This window comes from Acidaminococcus sp. AM33-14BH, from assembly GCF_003603525.1.
GTDB classification, from domain to species: Bacteria; Bacillota; Negativicutes; order Acidaminococcales; family Acidaminococcaceae; genus Acidaminococcus; species Acidaminococcus intestini.
Genome location: NZ_QTNG01000006.1, coordinates 88,253 through 89,914, shown reverse-complemented (window position 1 = coordinate 89,914; position 1,662 = coordinate 88,253). Strand labels below are relative to the sequence as shown.

2 protein-coding genes are annotated in these 1,662 nt (G+C 41.5%); both read left to right on the top strand.

Going from position 1 to position 1,662, the window contains the following annotated elements; genetic code table 11:
- The first annotated feature begins 315 nt into the window (after positions 1–315).
- On the top strand, positions 316–1,332 hold the full coding sequence (locus tag DW817_RS05905; protein WP_120111510.1) for an aminopeptidase: 1,017 nt from the start codon (positions 316–318) through the stop codon (positions 1,330–1,332).
- 102 nt (positions 1,333–1,434) lie between these two features.
- Positions 1,435–1,662 (top strand): MATE family efflux transporter (locus DW817_RS05900; protein ID WP_371414503.1); only part of this gene is annotated, 228 nt, incomplete at its 3' end.

Sequence of the window (1,662 nt, the reverse complement as noted above, 5' to 3'; positions counted from 1 at the left end):
TCTTTCCGTTGCCTATGCCATGCTGATTGGCTGGATTGCCATGACTTGTTATGAACTGCCTAAGATGATTTCCCTTCTTCGCAGGAAGGTTAAATTATCGAAAGATAAATAGTGCATGGATTCTCTTGATAACGAGTTAGCTCATAGACTATATATAACTCCATGGTTATGGGATATAAAAAACTAACATATGTTTTGTTATTAAAGATTTACTTTTGTAACATATAAATAGAGGAAAGAATTGCGCAATTAAGTTTATTGATTTCCCCAAATTTATGGTCATGACTTAATCTTGAATGATAAGGAGCGTCAATTATGGAAGACAATAGAATTATTGAATGCATTGAAAGAGCGGACTATCTGATGGGCAATCTTATGGGTGTCAAAGCCGGAGAAGAAGTTTTAATTGTTATTGATCCCCAGACGGATATGAGAATGGCCAATGCTATTGCTGGAGCAGTTTCTCGTCTGGGTGCTGAATATGGTATTTATATGATGCCAATTAGGGGGAAGGATAAGGCTACTATTTTTCCAAAATCCCTTGAACTTGGCATGGATGCCTGTGATGTATTTGTAGGTATGACTACTGCGTCCGGCGCAGCTATTTATAATAACCATCTGAAAGAGTTGATCAATGAAAAGAAACTTCGTGAAGTTTCTATCTGCCTCAGAAGTATCGATAACTTTACTCGAGGCGGTGCATTAGCAGACTATGAGAAAGTTTATGCTGATGGTGAAAAACTCCAGAAAATCTGGAGAGGAAAGAAGACGGCTCATATCGTAACGCCGGCCGGGACAGATCTCTATATGGAAATGAACCAGATGGAGCCAATCATTGAATGCGGGATTGCACGCAATCCCGGAGATGCGATGGCATGGTCTGATGGTGAAGTATCTCTTGGACCCGTCATTGGTACAACACATGGCAAATTAGTGATTGATGGACCAATCTGCTACTATGGATGTCCGACAATTCCGGTTGAACTCAAGATTGAAGGTGGGCGTATCGTAGAAGTTGTTGGCGGTGATCCTAAGATTTGTAAAGAAATTCGCCGCCAGATTGCGGAAGTAAAGGACAGCGACAATATTGCAGAGATTGGTTTGGGATTGAACCCTGCATGTCTTTTTAACGGTGACTTTGAAGAAGAAAAGAAGGCACGCGGCACCTGCCATATTGCCATGGGGAATGGGTTCTATTATGGTCAGCCAGCAAGAAGCACTGTACATATCGACATGGTGCAATACAATCCTACTGTTATTTTTGACGAAGGTGCACCGACGGAAACTCTTATTGTAAAGGATGGTAAGGTTGTCTGCTTAGGCGATAAGTAGTATAGGAGAATTTGATTACATGATGAAGCAAGTGGTTGGGCTACAAGTAGAAAGTTTGTAGTCCAGTCACTTTTTTATATCGTTATTTCTTATATTAAGAGGATGGTGGTCTTTGTGAAAACCCATGACTTGACAAAGGGAGACATCCCCCTCCAGCTTCTCTCTTATTTACTGCCGCTTATTTTATCCAATTACCTCACCCTGACCTACAATGCTGTCGATAGTGCCATTGTTGGCCGCTATATTGGGGACTTGGCTCTTGCAGCGGTGGGAACAAGCAATCCGCTCATGACGTTTTCACTTCTTTTTATCAATGGAATCTGCCTTGGC

Bases quoted from the DNA above. Each gene is read 5' to 3' on its own strand.
- DW817_RS05905 (WP_120111510.1), top strand. From the start codon at position 316: ATGGAAGACAATAGAATTATTGAATGCATTGAAAGAGCGGACTATCTG.